This is a genomic window from Priestia sp. TSO9 (genome assembly GCF_021029645.1).
Lineage (GTDB): Bacteria > Bacillota > Bacilli > Bacillales > Bacillaceae_H > Priestia > Priestia megaterium_E.
This window is the reverse complement of sequence record NZ_JAJEKD010000015.1, coordinates 1593594-1618675: the sequence shown is the minus strand read 5'-3', so window position 1 is coordinate 1618675 and position 25082 is coordinate 1593594. Positions and strand designations below refer to the sequence as shown.

At 39.2% G+C, this 25082-nt stretch carries 23 protein-coding genes, 1 other RNA gene and 1 other annotated feature; of the genes, 20 read left to right on the top strand and 4 right to left on the bottom strand.

Annotation, left to right across the window (positions count from 1 at the left end):
* Nucleotides 1-47: 47 nt before the first annotated feature.
* Complete coding sequence (locus LJC66_RS23590) at nt 48-707, top strand: YhcN/YlaJ family sporulation lipoprotein (RefSeq protein WP_013059324.1); 660 nt, start codon at nt 48-50, stop codon at nt 705-707.
* 103 nt (nt 708-810) lie between these two features.
* Here the strand turns inward: LJC66_RS23590 and LJC66_RS23585 are convergent, their stop codons facing one another.
* On the bottom strand, nt 811-1890 hold the full coding sequence (locus LJC66_RS23585) for a YsnF/AvaK domain-containing protein (RefSeq protein ID WP_230933641.1): 1080 nt from the start codon (nt 1888-1890) through the stop codon (nt 811-813).
* 290 nt (nt 1891-2180) lie between these two features.
* On the opposite strand from LJC66_RS23585, the gene LJC66_RS23580 reads away from it, so the two are divergent.
* The 7 genes from LJC66_RS23580 (at nt 2181) to yajC (ending at nt 7392) form a co-directional block, all read left to right on the top strand.
* Nucleotides 2181-2717, top strand: coding sequence for a BofC C-terminal domain-containing protein (locus tag LJC66_RS23580; RefSeq protein ID WP_050688554.1), 537 nt, complete (start codon nt 2181-2183; stop codon nt 2715-2717).
* Nucleotides 2718-3014: 297 nt separating this feature from the next.
* Nucleotides 3015-3626, top strand: a complete 612-nt coding sequence (ruvA, locus tag LJC66_RS23575; protein ID WP_230933640.1) for a Holliday junction branch migration protein RuvA — start codon at nt 3015-3017, stop codon at nt 3624-3626.
* Nucleotides 3627-3642: 16 nt separating this feature from the next.
* A complete protein-coding gene (gene ruvB, locus LJC66_RS23570) occupies nt 3643-4644 on the top strand; it encodes a Holliday junction branch migration DNA helicase RuvB (protein WP_013059320.1) in 1002 nt (333 codons plus the stop codon).
* Entirely contained in the window at nt 4641-4841 is a 201-nt protein-coding gene (locus LJC66_RS23565; RefSeq protein WP_013059319.1) for a DUF2905 domain-containing protein, read from the top strand. Before ruvB ends, LJC66_RS23565 begins: the two co-directional genes overlap by 4 nt.
* 23 nt (nt 4842-4864) lie before the next feature.
* The gene (queA, locus tag LJC66_RS23560) at nt 4865-5893 is read left to right on the top strand and encodes a tRNA preQ1(34) S-adenosylmethionine ribosyltransferase-isomerase QueA (RefSeq protein ID WP_025750588.1); all 1029 of its coding nucleotides are present in this window, start codon (nt 4865-4867) and stop codon (nt 5891-5893) included.
* Between the two features lie 23 nt (nt 5894-5916).
* Complete coding sequence (gene tgt / locus LJC66_RS23555) at nt 5917-7056, top strand: tRNA guanosine(34) transglycosylase Tgt (RefSeq protein ID WP_013059317.1); 1140 nt, start codon at nt 5917-5919, stop codon at nt 7054-7056.
* A 72-nt stretch (nt 7057-7128) separates the two neighbouring features.
* Nucleotides 7129-7392 carry a preprotein translocase subunit YajC gene (gene yajC, locus LJC66_RS23550; protein ID WP_013059316.1) on the top strand — a complete coding sequence of 88 codons (264 nt, stop codon included), beginning with the start codon at nt 7129-7131 and terminating at the stop codon, nt 7390-7392.
* 37 nt (nt 7393-7429) lie between these two features.
* Here the strand turns inward: yajC and LJC66_RS23545 are convergent, their stop codons facing one another.
* A complete protein-coding gene (locus LJC66_RS23545; protein WP_013085105.1) occupies nt 7430-7813 on the bottom strand; it encodes a TIGR04086 family membrane protein in 384 nt (127 codons plus the stop codon).
* A 146-nt stretch (nt 7814-7959) separates the two neighbouring features.
* On the opposite strand from LJC66_RS23545, the gene LJC66_RS23540 reads away from it, so the two are divergent.
* Entirely contained in the window at nt 7960-8613 is a 654-nt protein-coding gene (locus LJC66_RS23540; RefSeq protein WP_407818572.1) for a DUF421 domain-containing protein, read from the top strand.
* A 20-nt stretch (nt 8614-8633) separates the two neighbouring features.
* Here the strand turns inward: LJC66_RS23540 and spoVB are convergent, their stop codons facing one another.
* Nucleotides 8634-10244, bottom strand: coding sequence for a stage V sporulation protein B (gene spoVB / locus LJC66_RS23535; RefSeq protein WP_230933639.1), 1611 nt, complete (start codon nt 10242-10244; stop codon nt 8634-8636).
* Nucleotides 10245-10308: 64 nt separating this feature from the next.
* On the opposite strand from spoVB, the gene LJC66_RS23530 reads away from it, so the two are divergent.
* The 6 genes from LJC66_RS23530 (at nt 10309) to dtd (ending at nt 18849) form a co-directional block, all read left to right on the top strand.
* Nucleotides 10309-10602, top strand: a complete 294-nt coding sequence (locus tag LJC66_RS23530) for a post-transcriptional regulator (RefSeq protein WP_025750585.1) — start codon at nt 10309-10311, stop codon at nt 10600-10602.
* A 137-nt stretch (nt 10603-10739) separates the two neighbouring features.
* Nucleotides 10740-12977 (top strand): protein translocase subunit SecDF, encoded by a 2238-nt coding sequence (secDF, locus tag LJC66_RS23525; protein WP_230933638.1) that lies wholly within the window; start codon nt 10740-10742, stop codon nt 12975-12977.
* 140 nt (nt 12978-13117) lie between these two features.
* On the top strand, nt 13118-15460 hold the full coding sequence (gene recJ, locus LJC66_RS23520; protein ID WP_230933637.1) for a single-stranded-DNA-specific exonuclease RecJ: 2343 nt from the start codon (nt 13118-13120) through the stop codon (nt 15458-15460).
* Between the two features lie 15 nt (nt 15461-15475).
* Complete coding sequence (locus LJC66_RS23515; RefSeq protein WP_013059309.1) at nt 15476-15988, top strand: adenine phosphoribosyltransferase; 513 nt, start codon at nt 15476-15478, stop codon at nt 15986-15988.
* Nucleotides 15989-16173: 185 nt separating this feature from the next.
* Nucleotides 16174-18372, top strand: a complete 2199-nt coding sequence (locus LJC66_RS23510) for a RelA/SpoT family protein (protein ID WP_013059308.1) — start codon at nt 16174-16176, stop codon at nt 18370-18372.
* A 15-nt stretch (nt 18373-18387) separates the two neighbouring features.
* Nucleotides 18388-18849 carry a D-aminoacyl-tRNA deacylase gene (gene dtd / locus LJC66_RS23505; RefSeq protein WP_043976137.1) on the top strand — a complete coding sequence of 154 codons (462 nt, stop codon included), beginning with the start codon at nt 18388-18390 and terminating at the stop codon, nt 18847-18849.
* Here dtd and LJC66_RS23500 read toward each other — a convergent pair.
* A complete protein-coding gene (locus LJC66_RS23500) occupies nt 18840-19724 on the bottom strand; it encodes an N-acetylmuramoyl-L-alanine amidase family protein (protein ID WP_230933636.1) in 885 nt (294 codons plus the stop codon). The two genes, dtd and LJC66_RS23500, sit on opposite strands and share 10 nt — an antisense overlap.
* Before the next feature lie 166 nt (nt 19725-19890).
* Here LJC66_RS23500 and LJC66_RS23495 point away from each other — a divergent pair, with 166 nt between their 5' ends.
* The 5 genes from LJC66_RS23495 (at nt 19891) to LJC66_RS23475 (ending at nt 24742) form a co-directional block, all read left to right on the top strand.
* Entirely contained in the window at nt 19891-20067 is a 177-nt protein-coding gene (locus LJC66_RS23495; RefSeq protein WP_013059305.1) for a hypothetical protein, read from the top strand.
* An 87-nt stretch (nt 20068-20154) separates the two neighbouring features.
* Nucleotides 20155-20387, top strand: a binding site (T-box leader).
* A 68-nt stretch (nt 20388-20455) separates the two neighbouring features.
* The gene (gene hisS, locus LJC66_RS23490) at nt 20456-21724 is read left to right on the top strand and encodes a histidine--tRNA ligase (protein ID WP_028410586.1); all 1269 of its coding nucleotides are present in this window, start codon (nt 20456-20458) and stop codon (nt 21722-21724) included.
* A 12-nt stretch (nt 21725-21736) separates the two neighbouring features.
* Nucleotides 21737-23515, top strand: a complete 1779-nt coding sequence (gene aspS / locus LJC66_RS23485) for an aspartate--tRNA ligase (protein WP_028410587.1) — start codon at nt 21737-21739, stop codon at nt 23513-23515.
* Nucleotides 23516-23633: 118 nt separating this feature from the next.
* Nucleotides 23634-23815, top strand: a non-coding RNA gene (ssrS, locus tag LJC66_RS23480) — 6S RNA.
* 162 nt (nt 23816-23977) lie between these two features.
* Nucleotides 23978-24742, top strand: coding sequence for a tRNA threonylcarbamoyladenosine dehydratase (locus tag LJC66_RS23475; protein WP_121946033.1), 765 nt, complete (start codon nt 23978-23980; stop codon nt 24740-24742).
* The last annotated feature ends 340 nt before the right edge of the window (nt 24743-25082 follow it).

The window sequence follows — 25082 nt, the reverse complement described above, 5'->3', positions numbered from 1 at the left end:
CCTAATAGTAAGCTCAGAGTAAGTAGAGCTTAAATTAGGGGGCGATTATGTTGAATAGGTATGTAGCAACTTCTTTAGCTTTTGCATGTATGATGGGACTTGGCGCTTGCAATAACAAAGACCAAGGTATGGAACAGCGCTATACAGATACGACACAGCCTGTTGGCTATCATACAAATGAAAAAGCGAATGAACATCGCGTAGATAATCCGAAAGGTCCAATGACTGAAGTTTTAGATGGGAATGGAACACCTAATTATCCGTTAAACGTAAGTGATGGACGTTTTGACAATCCGACAAACCCTTATGGAAACATCAATAATACAAATGATCGTACAAATGGCGTTGCTAATATGTATTATGGTGAAGATTATCCAAGAGACTTTACGGAAAAAGTGGCTGATCGAGCTGCAAGCGTTAAAGGTGTAGAAAATAGCCGCGCCGTTGTCCGTGGAGATCAGCTATTAGTTGCTGTAGATCCGGCCAAAGACATAAATAACGGCCGTTTAAAACAAAACGTGCTCGATAAAGTAAAGCCTATTGCAAAGGACTACAATGTTCAAGTAAAAGTAGATCATGATGTATTTATGAACGCTCGTTCTCTTGATGACGATATTCGAAATGGAAAAGACCGAAATACGATTCAAACTAATTTCAATGGTCTATTTGAATCAGTTGATGAGAATGTCAATCATAAACATCGTTAAATGAAGAAGCAGCTGTCTGTGAAGGACGGCTGTTTTTTTGATGAGAAGACATATAAAAAAGCTGCCATTGAAGCCAGGCAGCTATTCCCCGAACATGTAACTATTAATTTTTCTTGTTAGAAGAAGATTTGCTTGTTGTTTTGGATTCTGCTTCTTCCTTTTGAGCATTAGTTTCATTTTGTTTGAGGCGACCTTCTCTTTTTTTCGTATCTGCTGGTGCCGTAGCGACACTCTTTGTATTTTTTACATTTTTTGCAGAAGAGCTTGTCTCATTAGCTTGTGTGTTTGGCTTCTCGTTGTTAGTTGTCTGACTATTATCGTATTCAGCTTCCACGTCGCTTGCTAGAGCTGCAGAAACTTGAGCGTAAGTATGGTCTGTATAGTTCATCATATTTTCGTATACTTCAGGGCTCGCGATTCCATCAGGTTCTACGCTTGCTTCTTCTTTCTTAATCGTTTCAGTCCATTCTTTTGTTTCTTGAATAAGTTTTTTTCCTATAATTACTTCTTCAACAATAACTGGTCTTTTGGTTATTTCTACGCGTTCTTCCATGATTGGAATACGAATAATTTCATCTTCTGTAAGTGGCCCAGCGTTATAGTCTCCGTCAACTACAGGGCGGCGTTCAATATAAAACTCTTCTCTCGTAACAGGAACGTGTACAGTTCTTTCTTCCTCTATTACTTTTTTGTGGAGTTTTACTTCACCGACTTGGACGCGTTCTTTTAAGACATCTAATTTTTCTTCACGTAGTTGGACGGCTCTATGCTCGTTGTGTTCCGTATAGGTTCCGTACGCTGGAGTTTGTTCAGAGCTTACGGCATCTATCAAGATTAGAATTTTACCAGCGGCTACATCTGTCTCGCACTGCACGGCTGAGAAGTCTGGTACGCCCATGCGGATTAATTTTGACTTCAAGCCGTTTCCTTGTTTGAGCCCCATGCCGCCTGTCATCATGGTAAAAAAGTTATCCATCATGACGCCAGCTAATGAACTTACGGCAGGTGAACCAGCTTCAATAATTACATTTGTATCGTGACCTATTTGAAATGTATTACTTTTACTGTTAGAAATAACCATAATGTCTGTTTCTCGATAACCTTGACGCTTTAAATTATGGATAACATCTAAAGCTTCTTTCTCTGAAAAAAAAGTTCCGACTACACGTTTATTCATTCTCATTACTTCAGCTCCCTTTTTTATGAAAATAGATATAGAAGTCCTTACAATTACTTCCACTATGTACATACCCTGCGAAAATTTAATTAAAACGTTTAAGAGAAAATTTTACAAATAGTGTGCAAATATAACAAATACCCCATGTTTTCTTACCATAATATCGCAAAAGGGACTTGCTTCATAAAATAAGAGGATAAAAGAAAATAAGTAGGTCAAACTATTAGTGTAGATTTTCACAAAACCTTTTTAGATAATACTAAAAAGAGTATGATTAACGTGTGAGGTGAAGGTGAGTGAAGAAAGTCATTCATCAAGCAGCTTTTTTAATGCTAGTAAGTGTTGTGCTTTGTATAATGCCATACCGTGCAGATGCGAATGAAAAGGAGCCGATGACATTATTTCTTGAGCGCGTGTATGTGGATGGAGTCGTAAGTCAAGAAATGATCAAAAGCCCTTCTATGACGAAAAAACAATTAATGAAAAAATATAAAAATTGGCGACTGCTTAAAGAAACGGATCAAGAGCTAGTTTTTAGAACAAGCATAGACGATATTTCACCTATTTTAAAAGAAAACGGTTATGTAGGGCTTTCTGTTAACGGTATTCTCTCAGCATTTGAAGGCAAACCAGCTTCGTCGCAGCACATTATACAATCGTTTTTTCAAATTGACATCAAAAGGCTTGAGAGCTATCAGCATGAACAATTAAAGAAAGGTATTCGTGTTCAATCAAAAGATGAATATCTTTCCCTCATTAATTTCTATAAAATCTATCAGCTTCAGCAGCGGCCGCTTTCAATCAAGCAGCCGTTTTTTAGTATGGTAAAATAATTATTGAATTCAACATTCTAAATTGCTTCTATTTGCTTTTGGCGATATGTTAAAATGGTATTCAGCAGTCTAGTATTGTATATATTTTAAAAGGTCATTCATCAATAAAAGTGTGCGGTTCTATTTTTTACAGCTATTGTAAAAATAGGTTGAGAAAGATGAAAAGAGGCAAACGTTCTCTTGGACGTCTTTTAAAAAAGCAGCTTTAAAGGAAAATAGAGAACGATGCGGGCAGGATTCTTCGTAGGCAAAGTTGAAGGTCACTGCCCGCGCGTACGTGATTAAGGAGAGAGCTTATTGTTTGATTATATCAAAGGCACTGTTACATATATAAATCCTGAGTATGTAGTAATCGAAAACAACGGGATAGGCTATCAAGTCTTTACGCCGAATCCATATGTATTTTCAATTGATGAACAACCAAAGACGGTTTACACCTATCAATATGTAAGAGAAGACTTAATTGCACTTTACGGGTTTGCTTCCCGAGAACAAAAGGATTTATTTATGAAGTTAATTAGTGTGTCAGGAATCGGCCCAAAAGGCGGTTTAGCTATTTTAGCGTCAGGTAATCCAGCACAGGTTGTCCAAGCTGTGGAAGAGGAAGACGAGAAGTTTTTAGTTAAGTTTCCAGGAGTAGGTAAAAAAACAGCTCGACAGATGATTCTAGATTTAAAAGGAAAGCTGCATGATATTGTACCAGATGCCATTCCTTCTTTATTTGCAGATTTGGACGCACAAGAAGTCAAGTCTCAAAGTTCAGAAGCACTCGATGAAGCGATTGAAGCACTTAAAGTATTAGGTTATGCAGAAAGAGAAATCAAAAAAATTGTTCCGGCTTTAATGAAGGAAACGATGACAACGGATCAGTATATTAAAGAAGCGTTAAAACGATTATTGAAACAATAAGTAAGGGAGGAGTAAAATGGACGATCGTATTGTAACGGGAGATGTTCTTGGTGAAGAAGAAATCATCGAGCAAAGTTTGCGGCCGCAAACCTTACAGCAGTATATTGGTCAGCATAAAGTAAAATCCCATCTGGATATTTTTATTAAAGCTGCCAAAATGCGAAGCGAAACGTTAGATCACGTGCTTTTATATGGTCCTCCAGGATTGGGGAAAACAACTCTTGCTACTATTATCGCTAATGAAATGGGCGTGCAAATCCGAACGACCTCAGGGCCAGCCATTGAGCGTCCAGGCGACTTAGCCGCAGTTTTAACCAGCTTAGAGCCTGGAGATGTGCTTTTTATTGATGAAATTCATCGATTAAATCGTTCAGTTGAAGAAGTACTATACCCAGCAATGGAAGATTTCTGTTTGGATATTGTTATTGGAAAAGGACCGAGTGCACGTTCCGTCCGTCTGGATTTGCCTCCGTTTACGCTAGTAGGTGCAACGACAAGAGCAGGGCTTTTATCTTCTCCTTTGCGTGATCGCTTCGGCGTTTTAAGCCGTTTAGAATATTACCAAGAAGAAGATCTTGCTTCGATAGTAGAAAGAACAGCCGCTATTTTAGATGTAGAGATTGATGAGAAAGCTACGTTTGAGATGGCTAGGCGTGCTAGGGGAACTCCGCGTATTGCAAATCGCTTGCTTCGAAGAGTCAGAGATTTTGCTCAGGTCAAAGGAGACGGAGCCATAACCGAAAGGCTTGCCAACGAAGCATTAGAAATGTTGCAGGTGGACCGTTTAGGTCTTGATCATATTGACCATAAATTATTAAGAGGGATTATCGAAAAATTTAGGGGCGGCCCTGTAGGGTTAGACACCATATCGGCTACTATTGGTGAAGAGTCTCACACAATTGAAGACGTATACGAGCCGTATCTATTGCAAATCGGCTTTTTGCAGCGAACGCCTCGAGGACGAATTGTGACGCCTTTGGTCTATGATCATTTTCAGCTGGAGGTGCCTGATCAGTGAATGATATGCCTAAGATGCTTATCACATTAGGGGGCATTTTAGTCGTCATTGGGCTGTTATGGCAGTTCGTTGGCAAGCTTCCTGGCGATATTTTTATCAAAAAAGGAAATACAACCTTTTATTTCCCGATTGTGACATGTATTCTAGTAAGCGTTGTGTTATCACTTATTTTTTATGTAATTGGCAAATTTAAATAATTAAGTAGAAACAGGTGAACATTTTGAAAGTAGATTTATTTGATTTTCATTTACCAGAAGAATTGATTGCCCAAACGCCGCTTGAGCAGCGAGATGCGTCAAGACTCATGGTATTAAACAAAGAAACAGGAAATGTGAAGCATCATATGTTTCACGACCTTCTTGATTATGTGCAAGAAGGAGATTGTTTAGTGTTAAACGACACGCGTGTTCTTCCTGCACGATTATTTGGGACAAAAGAAGATACAGGTGCTAATATTGAAGTATTGCTTTTAAAACAAACGCAAGGCGATACGTGGGAGACGCTTGTAAAACCGGCTAAACGAGTAAAAGAAGGCACGGTTATTTCGTTTGGTGACGGACGTCTGACAGCTGTATGTAAAGAAACGAGCGACCAAGGCGGACGTTTGTTAGAATTCAACTATGAAGGCATCTTTTATGAGGTTCTAGAACAACTGGGAGAAATGCCGCTGCCGCCTTATATTAAAGAGCGCTTGGATGATCAAGAGCGCTACCAAACGGTTTTTGCTCGCGAACAAGGTTCTGCAGCAGCGCCAACAGCAGGTCTTCACTTTACAGAAGAGATGCTTGAACAGTTAAAAGAAAAAGGTGTGCATATTGCATTTTTAACGCTTCATGTTGGATTGGGTACATTCCGTCCAGTCAGTGTTGACGACTTAGAAGAGCACGATATGCACTCAGAGTTTTATCAAGTGAGTGAAGGAACCGCTGCTTTACTAAACAGCGTACGTGAAAAAGGCGGTCGTATTATTTCAGTAGGCACAACTTCTACCCGTACCCTTGAAACGATTGCAACTGAGCATAACGGCAAATTTGTTGCTTCTTCAGGCTGGACCAATATTTTTATCTTCCCAGGGTATGAATTTAAAGCAATTGATGGAATGATTACAAATTTCCATCTTCCAAAATCTACGCTCATTATGCTTGTAAGTGCCTTAGCAGGAAGAGAAAACGTTATTTCTGCCTATGAACAAGCTGTAGCAGAGAAGTATCGTTTTTTCAGCTTCGGCGACGCGATGCTAATTTTGTAATTTAACATGAAAGGAATACATCAATGACAGCAATTCGTTACGAACATATAAAAACTTGTAAACAAACAGGAGCGCGTTTAGGGATTGTCCATACGCCTCACGGCTCATTTGAAACGCCTATTTTCATGCCAGTAGGCACATTAGCTACAGTAAAAACAATGTCTCCGGAAGATTTAAAAGCAATGGGGGCAGGCATTATTTTAAGTAATACGTATCATTTATGGCTTCGTCCAGGTCATGAAATTGTTAAAAAAGCGGGTGGCCTTCATAAATTTATGAACTGGGATCGTCCCATCTTAACGGATTCAGGCGGCTTCCAAGTTTTTAGCTTAAGTGATTTGCGCCGTATCGAAGAAGAAGGCGTTCATTTCCGCAACCATTTGAATGGAGACAAGCTTTTCTTATCTCCAGAAAAAGCGATGGACATTCAAAATGCGCTTGGGTCTGATATTATGATGGCATTTGATGAATGCCCACCTTATCCAGCAGAATATGACTACTTAAAACGTTCAGTTGAACGCACAAGCCGCTGGGCAGAGCGATGCCTTGAGGCTCACAGCCGCCCTCAAGACCAAGGTCTTTTTGGGATTGTTCAAGGCGGAGAGTTTGAAGATTTACGCCGTCAAAGTGCAGCAGATTTAGTTTCAATGGACTTCCCAGGTTATGCTGTGGGAGGGCTGTCAGTTGGAGAACCAAAAGATGTAATGAATCGTGTGCTTGAGTTTACGACGCCGTATTTACCAACCGACAAACCACGTTATTTAATGGGAGTGGGATCACCTGACTCGTTAATTGATGGAGCGATTCGCGGGATTGATATGTTTGATTGCGTATTACCAACGCGTATTGCACGTAACGGAACGCTTATGACAAGCGAAGGTCGTCTTGTTGTTAAAAATGCAAAATATGCAGAAGACTTCGGTCCGATTGATCCAAACTGTGACTGCTACACGTGTCAAAATTATTCAAGAGCGTATATTCGCCACTTAATTCGTTGTAATGAAACGTTTGGAATTCGTTTAACATCTTACCATAACTTATATTTTCTGCTAAACTTAATGGAGCAAGTCCGTGAAGCCATTCGCGAAGACCGACTTGGCGATTTCCGCGATGAGTTCTTTGAAAAATATGGGTTTAACGGCCCGGACGCAAAGAATTTCTAGGTCACTACAGGAATTTTCATCAAATTTATGAATGAGTACCTGTTGATAATATAAATAAAAGGAGGAGTTTTCATGGGAGTTTTACAAAATATTTGGCCATTACTTTTAATGTTTGTCATTTTCTATTTCTTGTTAATCCGTCCACAGCAAAAACGTCAAAAAAACGTACAGCAAATGCAATCAGCACTTAAAAAAGGTGATAAGGTTGTTACAATTGGCGGTATGCACGGTTTGGTAGACGCAATTGATGAGTCACAAGTTGTGGTTCGCAGCACTGACGGTTCAAAATTAACGTTTGACCGCAATGCTATTCGTGAAGTAAGAAGCGTAGATTAATAAAGAAAACGTCACGTATATGTACGTGACGTTTTTTTTATGCTTCTCGTGAACCGGCAATGTTTACGCCAACAATTCCCCCTAGAATAGCGACTCCAATAAATCCAGCGTGAAATAAGAGCTGCTGTGCAGAAAACAGGTGACTATAGCCGAGGAATTGTAGTAAAAACATTAAAAAAGAATAAGAAACACCAGTGGCTCCTCCAACGAGAAGTCCCTTTGAACCGTTTCGACCTCCCGCGATAAATCCTCCGATAAACAGTGTAATAAATGAGAGAATAAGTAAAAATAAACGTACGGATTGTTCTTCAAGCGATGTGAATTTTAAAATAAGAGAAAAGATAATGCTAATCGCTAAAGCCATCACTAAGATTGTTGCTACTCCTGCAAATACAGCGTTGCTCATTCGTTTTGCACCCAACTTGTTTCCCCCTCATGAAATAAAAAGATAGGTGAACCCTTAGTACGAGCATATTCGAGAGACCTTCAAAATAGACGCATAAAAGTAAGGCTATTTTAAAATAAATGGTACAAACTACAAGGGAATACATAAAGGAGGTCTTTGCAGTGGAGTTGTTCATCATGGTTGCGCGAACCGTTCTTTTATATGTAGTCGTTTTGATTATTTTTCGCGTTATGGGAAAAAGGGAGATAGGTGAGCTAAGCATATTGGATTTAGTGGTCTTTATTATGATTGCTGAAATGGCAGTAATGGCGATTGAAAACCCAAAAGATCCTTTACTGTATTCAATTCTTCCAATGCTAACGCTTCTTATTATTCAAATTGGCTTAGCTATATGGTCTCTTAAAAGCAATCGAATGCGAAATTTTATTGATGGCAAACCTAGCATTATTATTGAGAATGGAAAAATAAATGAACATGAAATGAAAAGGCAGCGATATAACTTCAATGACTTGCTCGTGCAGCTGCGTGATAAAAATATAAAAAATGTAGCTGATGTTGAATTTGCTATTTTAGAATCTTCAGGAAGGCTATCCGTGTTTGAAAAAGATCAGCAATCAGGTGAAAAAGGCAATTTGAATTTGCCTTTTATCATTGACGGCGTTATTCAAGAAGAGCATCTGCTGCATGAACATAAAACAACGGAATGGTTAAGGGCAGAGCTGGAAAAGCGAGGGTATTCAAACTTAGATAAGATTTCATATTGCAGCTACGACAACGGGAAATTTTTTATAGATTTGGTAGATGTGAAACAATAAAACGCGGATTGCTCCGCGTTTTATTTTCGTTTAAAATAGCGTAAAACAGAAAAACGGTTTAATTCTTCCTTTGTTATCAGTCTAAAAAGCAGCAAAAACAGTACGTATACAATGCTTGTAAGTGCAATCGATAAAACGGTTCGTAAGCTCAAAGGGATGGAAGTGAAAAGGTTCATATAAGCGAAGTGTCCAATAAAGCCTGATATGCCCATTACAGCAAAGCTGCGAAGGTACTCAAACACATGAAGCTTATACGTGATTTTTTTCATAACCGTAGACAGATGTAAAAGAGTGACAAGCATCATTCCCACAACAATTGCAAGACCAGCTCCCATAATGCCTAGATTTGGCTGAGTTGCGAGTAAGAAGATAAGAGATGTTTTGACCGCTGCTCCTATAAAACTGTTAATCATGGCGGCTTTTGCAAGGTCTAGCGCCTGCAGAACAGCTTGAAGCGGCCCTTGAAAGTAATAAAAGATAAAGAAAGGCGCCATGACTTTGACAAAAATAGCAGCTTTGTCAGAACCATACATCAATTCCATTACCGGATTAGCAAATACATAAAGAACAACAACGGCCAGTCCGCCTGTTACAAACGACAAGCGGAGAGCTTGATGAAGCCGGTATTCGATTTGTTTCATTTGATTCTGTGCAAGAGATTCACTGATTGCGGGAACCAAAGAAGTGGATAGAGACACCGTTACAAAAGAAGGCAACATCAGGAGCGGGAGTGCAAAGCCTGTTAATTCTCCGTACTGCTTCGTTGCTACCGCTGTCGCTACTCCTGCGATTGCTAAACTTTGAGCTACTACAATCGGCTCTAAAAACCAAGAAATTGACCCAATCATGCGGCTTCCTGTCGTGGGAAGAGCGATTCGCATTAAGTCAAGGAACGTATCTTTGCCCGCATGTAAAGAAGCAAAAAATTTTCGTCTTACCGTTATTTTCTTCTTTCGCTTGAACATAAACACCATATAAAACAGTGAAGCTAGTTCTCCAAATACGGAAGAGAGCATAGCACCAGCCGCAGCGTACTCAATTCCATAAGGCAAAAATGCTTTTGTACATACGGCAATTAACGTAATCCGCACCACTTGTTCGATAATTTGAGAATAAGCGGCAGGCTTCATTTGCTGCTTTCCTTGAAAATATCCGCGGATGACAGACGAGACGGCGATGATTGGAATAACTGGAATAATCGCAAGCAGCGGATAGATCGTACGTGAATCTGTAAAGAAGGTTTTTGCTACAACGGGAGCGAATAATATTAGTCCGAGCGTAAATAAAACGCTCAGCGTACACGTAATACTTAAAGAGACGACAAGTATTTTTTTTATTTTATGCCTGTCACCTAAAGCTTCTGCTTCTGCCACTAACTTGGATATGGCAACCGGTAGCCCAAGCTGTGTTAAGGTGATTACTAATACCAGCGTGGGGACCGCCATCATATAAAGTCCCACACCTTCGTCTCCAATCATTCGAGCCACCACAATTCGATTGACAAACCCGAGTACACGTGTAATTAAGCCAGCAATTATTAAAATAATAGTTCCCTGTAAAAATTTAGACATATACTCACTGCTTTCTTGAGGTTTATACAGTGAATATATGCGCCCCCGGTGTCCAAGCATGACAAGTATTCCTCATACGAGAAAGAAATTTTACGCAAAATGTCAAACGGAAAGGAGGATCGATATGACACATCCATTTATTTCAGCTTCGAAAGAACTTATACAGCCTGTCTTATCGAGCAAAATGGAAGAATTTCATATGCTTGGATATGAAGAAGTAACGGAGAACGATTTATTGAGTTATTTAGAAATGAAAAAATGGAAAAAAGAAAAGGAGCTATCTCTCCATCAAGTGGTAAATGATATTTTATCTGTTAAGATCACGCAGGTAATGAGCTATGTAACAATTGAATCTTATAAATCTGATATGTTCTCAAGTGTTAATAATGGAGAAGACTGGAAAGAATTATTAAAGTAGAGCTTGTAAAATACATGTAGTAAAATTTGATAAGGTCTTTATTTGACAGACATTAGGTTATGAATGATAATTAGATTGGTCATTTATCTATTGTTATCATTTCATGTTTTTTACATAAGAAGGAGGATTTTCTGTCGATGGTTAAAAGAGGACGTATCGTTGCCTTTTTCCTCTTAGTACTGCTTGTGTTTAGTACAATCGGAACAACGATGACTGGAATTACAAAAGATATTAAACTTGGCCTCGACCTTCAAGGTGGATTTGAAATTTTATATAAAGTCAGTCCAGCTAAAAAAGGCGATGTCATTGACAAAAAGGCACTTAACAGCACGGTTGAAGCGCTGCGTCAACGTGTCGATGTACTGGGAGTTAGTGAGCCCAGCATTCAAATTGAAGGAAACGACCGTATCCGCGTTCAGCTAGCTGGTGTCACGAATCAAAAGCAAGCCAGGGATCTGTTATCAACTCAAGCAAACTTAACGTTCCGTGACGTGAACGATAAGGTGCTGATGGATGGTACAGACTTAGCGCAAGGCGGAGCAAAGCAATCGTTTGACCAAAGCAATCAGCCTAGCGTCTCACTAAAGTTAAAAAATGCGAAAAAATTTGAAAAGATCACGCGAGAGCTTTCTCAAAAACCAGCACCTAACAATTTAATTGTCATTTGGCTGGATTATGAAGAAGGAAAAGATTCGTACCAAAAAGAAGCGACAAAACAAAATCCGAAGTACCTATCTGCAGCCTCTGTTAGCAGCGTGTTAACACAGCCAGATGTTGAGATTTCAGGTGGAAACTTCACAGTGAAAAGTGCAACGCAGCTGGCGGAATTGCTAAATGCCGGGTCGCTGCCGGTTAAATTGGATGAGCTATACTCTACATCCGTTGGAGCACAGTTTGGAGAAGAAGCTCTTCACACGACTATATTAGCGGGTATTATCGGCATCGGAATTATCTTCCTTTACATGCTGTTTTTCTATCGTTTACCGGGGCTTATTGCCATTATTACACTCAGTTTTTATATCTACTTGAACTTAGTTGTATTTGACTTGATGCATGTGGTTATGACGCTTCCAGGTATCGCGGCTCTTATTCTCGGCGTAGGTATGGCAGTAGATGCAAATATTATTACTTACGAGCGGATTAAAGATGAGCTGAAAACAGGAAGATCTGTTATATCGGCATACCGGGCAGGAAATCGTCGCTCTCTTGCCACCATTTTTGATGCCAATATTACAACGATGCTAGCGGCTCTTGTATTGTTCTTTTATGGTCAAAGTTCAGTAAAAGGATTTGCTACAACGTTAATGATCGGGATTGTGCTAAGCTTTGTAACTGCTGTTTATGGTACTCGTTTACTAATGAGTCTTTTAGTAAACAGCCGCTGGTTTGATAAAAAACCAGGCTACTTTGGCGTGAAGAAAGAGCAAATTCACGATTTAAGCAAAGACGACGGCACAACCGTTTTACCTACAGCGTGGGATAAAATTGACTTTGTTAAATACCGTAAAGCGTTCTTCACGTTCTCAAGCGTGCTCGTCATTATCGGTATTATCTCGGTTGCCGTGTTCAGGCTGAACCTCGGTATTGACTTTACAAGCGGAACTCGCATAGAGATTCCGGCGAATCATACCGTTACGCAGGCTGAGATACAGCGCGAAATGAAGTCTCTCGATATCGAAACGGATGACGTAGTTATTACAGGGAAAAGTAATGATACGGGTGTCGTACGTGTAGTCGGGGTCTTGAATAAAAAAGAAATTGCCAATTTAAAAGATCACTTTAAAGATAAATACGGTTCTGAACCAAATGTAAGCACCGTTTCACCGACAGTTGGAAAAGAACTGGCGAAAAATGCAATGATGGCGATTGTAATTGCTTCAATCGGAATTATCATTTATGTAACGATTCGATTTGAATTTTACATGGCGCTTGCAGCCGTACTTGCTCTGTTGCATGATGCGTTCTTTATCGTTACGGTCTTCAGCTTAACGAAGTTAGAGGTTGATTTAACGTTTATTGCTGCTGTCTTGACGATTGTTGGTTATTCAATTAACGATACGATCGTTACGTTTGACCGCATTCGTGAAAATATGCAGAAATTTAAATCCAAAACGTTTGATGATTTGGCGTTTATCGTAAATCTAAGTTTGCGTGAAACGTTTACTCGCTCAATGAACACCGTGTTAACAGTTGTAATTGCAGTTGTAGCACTTCTTCTATTCGGAAGTGAATCGATTCAAAACTTCTCAATTGCTCTGTTAGTAGGTTTAATGCTTGGTGCATATTCATCTGTGTTTATTGCTGCTCAGCTATGGCTTGTGTGGAAAGGAAAACAGTTGAAGCGTGAGGAACAAAAAGAAGTAGAAAGCAAGTAATTCAAAAACGTGCGAAGTATTCGCACGTTTTTTTGTGCGTCAAAATTCAAGACGTACTGTCAGAAAAATGTGCTTATTTTCTTTCGTTGCTCCATTTCATCCACTCTAGTATAATAATGTGGGTTAAGGGGTGAAGAGACATGTTACAGTCAAAAAAACGTTGGAATGTTCAAGAATGTGATGAACAACTTGTTAATGAATTTGTAGAAAACCTCAATATTACACCTCTAGTAGCTTCGTTATTACTTAATAGAGGCATGACAACAGTAGAAGCGGCGCGTGAGTTTTTAAACGTTGATGCACAAACGTTCCACGATCCGTTTTTGTTGCACGATATGGACAAAGCAGTAGCTCGTATTCAGCAAGCAATTGATTATAATGAAAAAATTATGATCTATGGAGATTACGATGCTGACGGCGTCAGCAGCACTTCTGTTATGTTATCTGCTTTACAGCAGCTTGGCGCTGATGTTGATTTTTATATTCCTAATCGCTTTACAGAAGGTTATGGGCCGAATAAGGCGGCATTTGATAAAATAAGCGCAGGCGGCTATCAGCTGGTGATTACGGTAGACACAGGTATTTCGGCAGTCGAAGAAACTGCGTATGCACGTGAATTAAACTTTGATTTAATTATTACTGATCACCACGAGCCGGGGCCGGTTTTACCGGATGCTTATGCAATTATTCATCCAAAGCTGCCGGGAAGTACATATCCATTTAAAGAACTGGCAGGTGTAGGAGTGGCTTTTAAACTCGCTCATGCGCTGTTAGGGGAGCTTCCGGAACATCTGTTAGAACTAGCAGTAATTGGGACGATTGCTGACTTAGTTCCTTTAGTGGACGAAAACCGCTTAATTGCTCGCAAAGGTCTTGATTATCTCAAGCTCACGAAGCGCACGGGAATTGAAGCGCTGCTGAGCGTATGCGGAGTAAAACGTGAAGAAATTAATGAGGATACAATTGGATTTGCGATGGCTCCTCGCATTAATGCAGTAGGACGTCTTCAAGATGCTGATCCAGCTGTTCATTTACTTATGACGACAAATGCTGAAGAGGCAAAAGGTTTAGCTAAAGAAATTGATGCGTTAAACAAGGAAAGGCAGCAAATCGTAAACGATATTACAGAAGAAGCCGTTGAATTTGTTGAGAGTATGTATCCTCCGGATGAAAACAGCGTTCTTATTGTAGAGGGAGAAGGATGGAATGCAGGCGTTGTTGGAATTGTCGCTTCTAGGCTCGTAGAAAAATTCTATAGACCAACAATTGTACTAAGTATTGACTCTGAAAACCGTATTGCCAAAGGTTCAGCAAGAAGTATCGAAGGTTTTGACTTATTCGCGAACTTATCTAAGTGCCGTGACATTTTGCCGCATTTTGGAGGGCATCCAATGGCAGCCGGCATGACATTAAACAGCGATGATGTAGAAGAGCTGCGCAGACGTCTTAATGAACAAGCAAGCAACGTGTTGACCGAACAGGATTTTATTCCAATTACATCAGTTGATACAGTATGCAGAACAGAGGAAATTACGCTGGAAAACATTGAACAAATGAGTGCGCTTGCTCCATTTGGTATGCATAACCCGAAGCCAAAAGTTCTCATTAAAGATGTTCATACAACATCTATGCGGAAAATTGGTGCTAATAAAAATCATTTAAAACTCGTATTTGAAGACAGCGGTGTATCGGTTGATGCAGTAGGATTTGGGTTAGGCTATATATTAGATGAAGTATCTCCTATAGCTAAAGTATCATTAGTAGGTGAACTATCTATTAATGAGTGGAATAATATGCGCAAGCCGCAGCTGATGGTGGAAGATATTTCTGTAGATGAATGGCAGATGTTTGATTATCGCAGTGCAGTTGATGTCAAACGTTTCTTTGAGCAGGTATTTACGGATCAAATGAAAGTTGTTGCTTTTCACGCTTCAACAATTGATAAATACAAGTCGCTGCTGCCGATGGAGCATGTTGTTCTTATTCAAGATGAAGAACAGGCAAAAGCATGTATGTTTGCAGGGGAACAGATCGTTTTATTAGATTTGCCTCCTTCACAGAAATGGCTTGAATGTTTGTTTGTCCAAGGTATCCCTTCTAGAATATACGCTATTTTCTTAACGGAAGAAGACCATTATTTTGATACAATTCCAACTCGCGATCATTTTAAATGGTTTTACGGCTTTTTAGCGAAAAAGGGTCCATTTGATTTAAAACGCTACAAAGAAGATTTAGCGATTCATAAGGGCTGGTCAAAAGAAACGATTGATTTTATGGCAAAGGTGTTTTTTGAGTTAGAATTTGTTACAATAAACAATGGCTTAATTTCGTTAGTGAAAAATTCTGCGAAACGTGATTTAATAGAATCTGCGACTTATCGCCAAAAGCAGCAGCAGATTGAAATAGAAAAAAACTTTATTTATACGTCATATGTACAGCTTAAAAATCAATTTCAAGATATTTTTAAGCGTTCGATTGAATGAGGAGGCAACATTAGAATGAATTTTAAAGATTATATTACAATTGTACCTGACTGGCCAAAACCAGGTATTACATTTAAAGATATCTCAACATTAATGGACAATGGTGATGCATACCGTGCCGCAACGGATGAGATTGTAAAATATGCCAATGATAAACAAGTTGATATTATCGTAGGGCCAGAAGCTCGCGGATTTATCGTTGGTTGTCCAGTAGCATATGCGTTAGGTATCGGTTTTGCACCTGTTCGTAAAGAAGGAAAATTACCGCGTGAAGTAATCAAAGTAGATTACGGTTTAGAATACGGTAAAGACGTATTAACGATTCACAAAGATGCAATTAAGCCAGGTCAGCGCGTGTTGATTACAGATGATTTATTAGCAACAGGCGGTACAATTGAAGCGACAATTAAGCTTGTCGAAGAATTAGGCGGAATTGTTGTTGGAGCTGCGTTCTTAATTGAACTTTCTTACCTTGACGGCCGTGACAAACTAGACGGTTATGATGTATTCACATTAATGACGTATTAAGAAGAACGATCACATAAAAAAGAGTACCTGATACAGGTGCTCTTTTTTCGTTAAAAAACGTTAATACGTAAAATGGAAATGATGTAAATTTGATAAATTAAACGCAAAGGCTTTACATCCTTGGATTTTTTCAAGATAATAGTTACAATATGAATTAAAAATGCTAGTTGATAAAAGGTGATTTCATGGCAAATGAGCAAGTCCTAACAGCGGAACAGGTCATTGACAATACGAAGCGATATTTAAATGAAGAAGACGTGGCTTTTGTACAAAAAGCATATGATTTTGCAAAAGAAGCTCACAAAGAACAATATCGCAAGTCGGGTGAACCATATATTATCCACCCGATTCAAGTCGCAGGAATTTTAGTTGATCTAGATATGGATCCAGCAACAATTGCAGCTGGATTTCTACATGATGTGGTTGAAGATACAGAGATAACACTAAAAGATTTAGAAAAAGCTTTTAATGAAGAAGTAGCAATGTTAGTAGACGGCGTAACGAAACTGGGAAAAATTAAATATAAGTCTAAAGAAGAGCAGCAGGCTGAAAATCACCGCAAGATGTTTGTAGCAATGGCTCAAGATATTCGAGTCATACTGATCAAACTTGCGGATCGTCTTCATAACATGCGTACGCTAAAGCATTTACCGCAGGAAAAACAGCGACGCATTTCAAATGAAACGCTTGAAATTTTTGCTCCTCTTGCTCATCGTCTTGGTATTTCAAAAATTAAGTGGGAGCTTGAAGATACAGCTTTACGTTACTTAAATCCTCAGCAATATTATCGCATTGTAAATTTGATGAAGAAAAAGCGTGCGGAACGCGAGCAGTATTTGGCTGAAGTTATCGATGAAGTTCGAGAGCAAGTAGATGAAGTGTCGATTAAAGTCGAAATTTCAGGACGTCCAAAACATATTTATTCCATCTATCGTAAAATGGCACTGCAAAACAAGCAGTTTAATGAAATTTACGATTTACTAGCTGTGCGCATTATTGTAAATAGCATTAAAGACTGCTATGCTGTGTTAGGAATTATTCACACGTGCTGGAAGCCAATGCCAGGACGGTTCAAAGATTATATTGCAATGCCAAAACAAAATATGTACCAGTCTCTTCATACGACGGTTATCGGACCAAAAGGTGATCCGTTAGAAGTTCAAATTCGAACGTTTGACATGCACCAAATTGCTGAGTATGGAATTGCTGCTCACTGGGCTTACAAAGAGGGAAAAACAGCTGAGCATGCTTCATTTGAAGAAAAGTTGACGTGGTTTAGAGAAATTTTAGAATTTCAAAATGATGCAAACGATGCAGAAGAGTTTATGGAATCTCTAAAAGTTGATTTGTTTTCTGACATGGTTTACATTTTTACGCCAAAAGGCGACGTCATTGAGCTTCCTTCGGGTTCTGTTCCAATTGATTTTTCCTATCGTATTCATTCTGAAATCGGAAATAAAACCATTGGAGCAAAAGTCAACGGCAAGATGGTTACGCTTGATTACCGTTTGAAAACGGGGGACATTATCGAAATTTTGACGTCTAAGCATTCGTATGGTCCAAGCAAGGACTGGTTAAAGCTTGCTCAAACGTCTCAAGCCAAAAATAAAATTCGCCAATTCTTTAAAAAGCAAAGCCGCGATGAAAATATTGAAAAAGGCAAAGAGCTGGTTGAAAAAGAAATTCGTCAAATGGAGTTTGACTTAAAAGAAGTATTAACAGCTGATAATATCAAACGAGTAGCGGAGAAGTTTAATTTCTCAAACGAAGATGATATGTATGCAGCTATTGGATATAACGGATTAACTGCGGCTCAAGTAGCTAATCGTTTAACCGAGAAGTGGAGAAAGCAGCGCGATCAAGAACAAGAGATCCAAATTGATGATATTGCACGCGACACTGCGGCCAAGCGTGTTCGCCAGCATAAGCGAAAAGATTCCGGGGTTATCGTACCCGGTGTAGAGAACATGCTGATTCGCTTGTCTAAATGCTGTAATCCAGTTCCTGGAGATGAGATTGTTGGTTTTATTACAAAGGGACGGGGAGTATCTGTTCATAGAGCAGATTGTTTAAACGTTCACACAGATGATGCTGAAAGCCGTCTTATTCCTGTAGAGTGGGAAACACATATTAAAGAAGGCAAAGAGTTTAACGTGGAAATTGAAATTTCAGGATACGACCGCAGAGGCTTACTAAATGAAGTTCTGCAGGTTGTAAACGAGACTAAAACGAATATTTCAGCCGTTTCAGGAAAATCGGACCGAAACAAAATGGCTACGATTCATATGTCAATTTCTATTCATAACATCAGTCACCTTCATAAAGTGGTTGAGCGCATTAAGCAGCTTCGAGACATTTATTCAGTTCGCCGAATTATGCATTAAGAAAGGTCGTTATACATGAGAGTGGTCGTACAAAGAGCAAAGAATGCAAAAGTAACTGTTGCAGGTGAGACGGTCGGTGAGATTAAGCACGGATATATGCTTTTAGTGGGCATTACCCATGACGATACTGAAGCTGATGCAGAGTATGTAGCAGATAAAATTGTGAATTTGCGAGTGTTTGATGATGAGTCTGGCAAAATGAATTTGTCGCTTCTAGATGTAGAAGGAGAAATTTTATCGGTATCTCAATTTACGCTTTACGGAGATTGCCGAAAAGGCAGAAGACCAAACTTTATGGGAGCTGCTAGGCCAGATCATGCTGTAACGCTTTACAACTATTTTAATAAAGTATTATCAGAAAAAAATGTTCGAGTAGAGACCGGCGCATTTGGTGAAATGATGGACGTATCATTTACAAATGACGGACCGGTCACACTTATTGTAGAAAGCAAAGAAAAAACGCAGACTCACAGATGAGCCTGCGTTTTTTCTTTGCTTTGAAAGTAATGATTTAACCCTTCAGCGATAGCGGACGTCATCATTTGCTGATAACTGATGGAATTAATATACGTTTCTTCCCGTTCATTGCTTAAAAAGCCCAGTTCAATTAATGTACTTGGACGTGTATTTTCGCGAAGAACATAATAGTTTCCAAAACGTTCTCCTTTGTCTTTCAATTTTGCATGATTAATAAGGGACTGATGAATAGAATGTGTGAGTGGACTGTCCTGATGCTGATGGTAATAATACGTCATAAGGCCAGTTAGCTGTGAGCTGTTCGTACTGTTGTAGTGAATGCTTATAAAAGCATCTGCTTTAGTCGATTGCAGCGTGCGCTGTGAAAGTAGAAGGTACTCATCATGGGTGCGGGTTAAAATGACGTGTGCGCCTTCTTTTTGAAGTTTGTTTTGTAAAATAAGTGCTGTTCGGAGAGTGAGGTCTTTTTCATATGTGCCCTGTGTGCCGATGGCTCCTTTGTCTTTTCCTCCATGGCCTGCATCAATAATAATTGTTTTGCCCTTTAGGTGCCGCAAGCTTTTACTCAGCGTATAAACAGGCTGGCGCTGCGCTACCTGCATGCTAGGCTGAACGCTGCTGAGCGCTACGGTTTTCGTGAATTTTTTAAACACCCATCCTTGAATATCCGAGCTTTCTACATAATACCAATCTCCTTGACGGTCTGAAACGGATAGTCTTGTATTCTTCGTCAATTTATTTGTAATTGAAAATGAACGTCCTGGACCGCTGCGTACATGAAGAGAGTCAGCTGTTACAATAATGGGTTGATGCACCGGTACATTTGGGCGCTCAAATGAGGACGAGCACAGTAACAAAAGGATACTTGCAGTCAAAACAGATACAGACTTCATGTTAAGATGGCGAATAGATAGACCTCCTTTTTATAACAAAATAGAGTATTCGATGAAAATAAAAAAAATCCTTTCTCTTATGTAAAAACATCTTTTTTGGGCAATGCTAATAAAAGGATAAGTAAGTGTAGGCAGGGAGGAAGAAACAATGAAGTTTAGTGAAAAAGGTGAACAATCATTTCAGCAGGTAAATCCGGTATTTGGCATTCATTTTCATGATTTTATTGACAGAGAAAGTGAAGCTTCATCCCTTGAATTGGCTTCTGAATTTGGTTTAACGCTTCGAGATATTCAGAAACTAAGAAAACAATTAGACCGCTCTTAACATGAAAGGTGCTTGACAACTGCTCATTTCATTCGTAATATAGAAAGCAATTGCTAAATTAAAATGAATGTATAACATTTTTATATTGATAAGCCAAAGATCGAGAAAAGTAGTAAAGATGACACATGGCTAGAGAGGAAATGTCTTAGGCTGAAAGCATTTCTACATGATGACTTTATGAAAGAACACTCAGGAGGCTTCACTCTGAAAAGGGAAACTTAGTAGGAGATGAACGTGTTCGTGCGTTAACGAAATGAGTGGAAACATGTCATATGTTTCAATTAGGGTGGTACCACGTGAGATCAACTCTCGTCCCTACTATGGAAAAATAGTAGAGGCGAGAGTTTTTTTGTATTGTAAATTTTAAATATAGGAGGCATATCACGTTATGTCAGTTCAAATACCTAGAGGCACACAAGATATTTTACCGGGCAAAGTAGAATATTGGCAGTTTGTTGAACAGCGAGCAAGAGAAATCTGCCGTGCGTTCAACTACCAAGAAATTCGTACACCAATGTTTGAACACACTGAATTATTTTTGCGCGGAGTGGGAGAAACAACAGATATCGTGCAAAAAGAAATGTACACATTTAAAGATCGAGGTGACCGCAGCTTAACGCTTCGCCCAGAAGGAACAGCTGCAGTTGGACGATCATTTGTGTCAAATAAGATGTTTGGAAATCCAACGCAGCCAACCAAGCTGTTTTATATTGGCCCTATGTTTCGCTATGAACGACCTCAAGCGGGACGTTTCCGTCAATTCGTTCAGTTTGGTGTAGAAGCATTAGGGGTAAATGATCCAGCTATTGATGCTGAAGTTCTTGCCCTGTTAATGAGCTTTTACCAATCGCTTGGATTGAAAAAATTAAAGTTGGTTGTTAACAGTTTAGGAGATACAGAAAGTCGTCAAGCTCACCGTCAAGCGCTTATTGACCACTTTGCACCTCGCATTGGAGAGTTTTGCAGCGACTGCCAAAGCAGATTGGAGAAAAATCCTCTTCGTATTTTAGACTGTAAAAAAGATCGGGACCATGAACTGATGGCTACAGCGCCGTCTATTCTTGATTATTTAAATGACTATTCAAAAGAATATTTTGAAAAAGTACAGCAGTACTTAACCGATTTAGACATTGACTATGTTGTAGATCCGACGCTAGTACGCGGGTTAGATTATTATAATCACACAGCATTTGAACTAATGAGTGAAGCAGAAGGATTTGGCGCCATTACAACTCTTTGTGGCGGAGGCCGTTATAATGGGCTGATTCAAGAAATCGGCGGACCTGAAACACCGGGTATCGGATTCGCTTTAAGTATCGAACGCTTATTATCTGCATTGGAAGCAGAAGGAATTGAGCTTCCGGTAGAAACAGGCGTAGATTGCTATGTAGTAACTATGGGCGATGAAGCAAAAGAAAAATCCGTTTCAATTGTGAATACGCTTCGACGTGCAGGCTTTGTAGCCGATAAAGATTATCAAGATAAAAAAATGAAAGCTCAGTTTAAAGCAGCTGATCGTGTACAAGCAAAATTTGTTGTTGTTCTAGGTGAAGATGAGCTAGCAAAACAAGTTGTAAACGTAAAGAATATGGAATCTGGCGAACAGCAAGAAGTATCAATTGATCAATTGGTCAGCTATTTGCAAGAACAAGTATAAGGGGGAACCATGATGACAAAACGTTCATACTACTGTGGTGATGTAACAGAACAAGCAACTGGCGAAACAGTTCTATTAAAAGGATGGGTTCAAAAACGCCGTGATTTAGGGGGATTAATCTTTATTGATTTACGCGACCGCGGCGGAGTTGTACAGGTTGTATTTAATCCTGAAAAATCTGCTGAAGCGCTAAAAATTGCTGAAGATGTACGTAATGAATTTGTACTGGAAGTGCAAGGAACTGTTGTAGCTCGTGAAGAGGGAACCGTTAACCCGAACTTAAAAACAGGTAAAATTGAAGTTCACGCTGAGCAGATTACGGTATTAAACAAAGCCAAAACACCTCCTTTTGCTATTGCGGATCAAACGGAAGTATCAGAAGATGTTCGATTAAAATATCGTTATTTAGATCTTCGACGTTCTGAGATGTTTAACACGCTTAAAATGCGCAATGACATTACAAAAACAATTCGTGACTTCTTAGATCAAAATGACTTTTTAGATGTTGAAACACCTATTTTAACGAAAAGTACGCCAGAAGGCGCACGTGATTATCTTGTACCAAGCCGCGTGCACGAAGGGGAGTTTTATGCTCTTCCTCAATCACCGCAAATCTTCAAGCAGCTGCTAATGGTAAGCGGAGTTGAGCGTTATTATCAAATCGCTCGCTGCTTCCGTGATGAAGACTTGCGTGCAGATCGTCAGCCTGAATTTACTCAAATCGATATTGAAACATCATTTTTATCTCAAGAGGACATCATGACAATGACGGAAGAAATGATGTCTAAAGTAATGAAGCGCGTAAAAGATTTAGATATAACGACCCCTTTCCCGCGCATGTCATATGATGAAGCGATGAGTCGCTACGGTTCAGATAAGCCGGATACACGTTTTGAAATGGAGCTAGTCAACTTATCAGAGCTTGTGAAAGACTGCGGGTTCAAAGTATTTAGCGCAGCAGTTGAAAACGGCGGAGAAGTAAAAGCCATTAACGTAAAAGGTGCCGCTTCTAGCTATTCACGTAAAGATATCGATGCTCTAACAGAGTTCGTGAAAATTTACGGTGCTAAAGGGTTAGCATGGCTGAAAGTTGAAGCTGACGGCTTAAAAGGACCGATTGCAAAATTCTTCAATGAAGATGAGCAAAAGCAATTTGCGGAAGCTCTTCAAACGGAAGAAGGAGATTTACTTTTATTTGTAGCTGATAAAAAGTCAGTTGTAGCAGATGCACTTGGCGCTCTTCGCCTAAAGCTTGCAAAAGAACAAGGAATTATTGATGAAACGAAATTTAACTTCCTATGGGTAACAGATTGGCCTCTTCTTGAGCATGACGAAGAAGACAACCGTTACTACGCGGCTCATCATCCATTCACAATGCCAGTTCGTGAAGATTTACCAATGTTAGAAAGCGATCCTGGACAAGTCCGTGCACAAGCATATGACTTAGTATTGAATGGCTACGAACTTGGCGGAGGATCTTTACGTATTTACGAGCGTGATATTCAAGAAAAAATGTTTAAAACGCTTGGATTTACATTAGAAGAAGCATATGAGCAGTTTGGTTTCTTACTTGAAGCATTTGAATACGGTACTCCTCCTCACGGCGGAATTGCGTTAGGTCTTGACCGTTTAGTTATGCTTCTAGCAGGACGCACAAACTTGCGTGATACAATTGCCTTCCCTAAAACAGCAAGTGCAAGCTGTCTATTAACAAATGCACCTGGTGAAGTAAGTGAAGCGCAATTAGACGAGCTGCATTTGCAGGTAAAAAAGCAAAAAACAGAAGCGTAATCGATTGAACCGTCTGTTAAATCGAGCCTTTCACGTTCCAGTGACAGGCTCGATTTTTTTGTTTTACTTATTAATTGCAAAGTGATTTTTTCTGTGATAAGATACTTTCAAGAACTAAATAGTCCTGATGTGTTCGTCCTTAATCCAGTTTTGACCGAACAATTTTTTGCTTGGGAGCTCGGAGTTTTTAACGAGCGTACATGCCTCATCTCGAGGACTTACAATGGTTAAAGCAGAGCACCCACCTGCCGAGAGCGGGTTCAAAACGAAGGCACTCGAGACGGCACGATCGGGACTAGCATACATATAAAAAATCCTCTATGTAATTATTTGCATAGAGTTTTTTTATGGATAAATAACGAATGCTCATGTTCGTTTTGCTAAAAATATGGTATAGTCAATTTCGTTGTTTATTTGAATTATTCATACACGTTAGTGTATTTAATAGAGGAGTGTTTTAACATGTTGCATCAGTTTTCGCGTAATGAACTGGCGATAGGAAAAGAAGGGCTAGCTACTTTAAAAGGCAGCACAGTTGCTATTTTAGGGATAGGAGGAGTAGGGTCGTTTTCTGCTGAGGCTTTGGCTCGGTCAGGAGTAGGTCGTTTAATTCTTGTAGACAAAGACGACGTTGATATTACCAATGTAAATCGTCAAATTCACGCGCTGCTTTCTACGGTAGGTCAGCCCAAGACAGAATTAATGAAACAGCGTATTTTAGATATTAACCCAGACTGTGACGTCGTTTCTCTTCAAATGTTTTATACGGAAGAAACATATGAAGAGTTCTTTAGTTACAAACCGGACTTCGTAGTGGATGCATCCGATACGATTTCGTATAAAATTCATTTAATGAAAGAATGTTTAAAACGTGATATTCCGATTATTTCAAGTATGGGTGCTGCGAATAAAATGGATCCAACACGTTTTAAAATTGCAGACATTTCAAAGACACATACAGATCCAATTGCAAAAGTGGTTCGTACTCGTCTGCGTAAAGAAGGAATTCGCAAAGGGATTAACGTCGTTTTTTCTGATGAACGTCCAATCGTTATTCGCGAAGAAGTTCGCAAAGAAGTAGGAAACGATCAAGCGCAAATTCGAAAAGCAAAAATGCCCCCATCTTCTAATGCTTTTGTTCCATCTGTAGCAGGATTAATTATGGGCGGTCATGTTATCAATGAATTATTAAGCGATATTAAGATTCGCCGCGTAGGTGATCAATAAAAAGAAGGCTATCGCAGCCTTCTTTTTTTTATGGAAATATCTGTTCTATTTATGCTTTGGATGGAATCTTCTGTTTGATATGTATAAAAAGTACTAATAAATTGAAAAATATGGCTTGATGGTGAATTTACACTGTATTAAAAAAAGAGATTTATGTAAATTTATTTAACGCTTTATTTACATAAAATTTACGTTTTCGCTTTCTTTCTTTTTTATCTTCTACAGTAATATTCAGAAAGTCTTATATATCAAGGGTTTTGATAGAAATAAGAAAAAATAAACCCCAAATAAGTAAGTTTACAGTAACTTAAAATTCACTTCATATAAAGACAACAATCTA

Coding starts and splice junctions, on each gene's coding strand:
- LJC66_RS23515 (WP_013059309.1), top strand. CDS start 15,476: ATGAATTTTAAAGATTATATTACAATTGTACCTGACTGGCCAAAACCA.
- yajC (WP_013059316.1), top strand. CDS start 7,129: ATGGGAGTTTTACAAAATATTTGGCCATTACTTTTAATGTTTGTCATT.
- hisS (WP_028410586.1), top strand. CDS start 20,456: ATGTCAGTTCAAATACCTAGAGGCACACAAGATATTTTACCGGGCAAA.
- LJC66_RS23495 (WP_013059305.1), top strand. CDS start 19,891: ATGAAGTTTAGTGAAAAAGGTGAACAATCATTTCAGCAGGTAAATCCG.
- tgt (WP_013059317.1), top strand. CDS start 5,917: ATGACAGCAATTCGTTACGAACATATAAAAACTTGTAAACAAACAGGA.
- dtd (WP_043976137.1), top strand. CDS start 18,388: ATGAGAGTGGTCGTACAAAGAGCAAAGAATGCAAAAGTAACTGTTGCA.
- recJ (WP_230933637.1), top strand. CDS start 13,118: ATGTTACAGTCAAAAAAACGTTGGAATGTTCAAGAATGTGATGAACAA.
- LJC66_RS23475 (WP_121946033.1), top strand. CDS start 23,978: ATGTTGCATCAGTTTTCGCGTAATGAACTGGCGATAGGAAAAGAAGGG.
- aspS (WP_028410587.1), top strand. CDS start 21,737: ATGACAAAACGTTCATACTACTGTGGTGATGTAACAGAACAAGCAACT.
- ruvB (WP_013059320.1), top strand. CDS start 3,643: ATGGACGATCGTATTGTAACGGGAGATGTTCTTGGTGAAGAAGAAATC.
- LJC66_RS23585 (WP_230933641.1), bottom strand. CDS start 1,890: ATGAGAATGAATAAACGTGTAGTCGGAACTTTTTTTTCAGAGAAAGAA.
- secDF (WP_230933638.1), top strand. CDS start 10,740: ATGGTTAAAAGAGGACGTATCGTTGCCTTTTTCCTCTTAGTACTGCTT.
- LJC66_RS23530 (WP_025750585.1), top strand. CDS start 10,309: ATGACACATCCATTTATTTCAGCTTCGAAAGAACTTATACAGCCTGTC.
- LJC66_RS23510 (WP_013059308.1), top strand. CDS start 16,174: ATGGCAAATGAGCAAGTCCTAACAGCGGAACAGGTCATTGACAATACG.
- LJC66_RS23590 (WP_013059324.1), top strand. CDS start 48: ATGTTGAATAGGTATGTAGCAACTTCTTTAGCTTTTGCATGTATGATG.
- spoVB (WP_230933639.1), bottom strand. CDS start 10,244: ATGCTTGGACACCGGGGGCGCATATATTCACTGTATAAACCTCAAGAA.